Consider the following 729-nt stretch of genomic DNA (forward strand, 5'->3'; position numbering starts at 1 on the left):
CAGGCGGTAATGGGAACATGGGGATGAGCTTAGGCGGCAGAACGTGAAATCGCCTTATGTACCGGTTTTTGAGTACTTACACTAATTTTGTTGTAATGGAGCGACGTCCTGTTTTCAACCAGCTGGCATTACGTACACCGGCGCATCGCGTTTCAGAGTTTATGCAGGTTCAAACCATTGGTAAATGGTGGCGTGGTCATTCACGGAGGATTGGGCTTCGTTATCGTAGTATTTATCAGACCCGTCATACCTATGCATCATGGATGTTGGCTGTGACAGGCAATCTTAAATTTATAGCCGAGCAGATGGGACATACTGATCTTGAGATGATCTCAAAGGTTTACGGTGCCTGGATGCCGGATAACTCTGCAAAAGAAAATTCACGAATCTGGCAGGAATTGTCAGAAAAAGAGAACACAGATAGTGATCCTGACAACAAGGTTGGAATCACTGCCCTAAATCTGCCCTAGAAATTTTCAGAAACCGTTTCGTGCATATATATATGCCGTTTTTGGCGGTTTACTCCTAATTAGCCATAGCTAGTTATCTATCGCCTTGAATAGGGTTGCGACGTCCTCAGCGGGACGCCGGAATACAAACGGCGCATTATCCGCTACCGGCGGGCTAATGCCAAATGCCCAAAACAGCCCTTAAATCCCGCTTAACCTTGGGAATGTGAGCAAGCTGGCCGTACTTTTGGCAACAGAGTACAGTTTTTGCACAAAACGC

Annotated in this window: 1 protein-coding gene; it reads left to right on the plus strand. The window is 46.4% G+C overall.

Annotation, left to right across the window (positions count from 1 at the left end; translation table 11 throughout):
* Positions 1-56 precede the first annotated feature (56 nt).
* Complete coding sequence (locus ABD892_RS10285) at positions 57-470, plus strand: site-specific integrase (protein WP_345195534.1); 414 nt, start codon at positions 57-59, stop codon at positions 468-470.
* The last annotated feature ends 259 nt before the right edge of the window (positions 471-729 follow it).

Origin of the sequence: Kistimonas scapharcae (assembly GCF_039540975.1) — a bacterium.
GTDB lineage: Bacteria > Pseudomonadota > Gammaproteobacteria > Pseudomonadales > Endozoicomonadaceae > Kistimonas > Kistimonas scapharcae.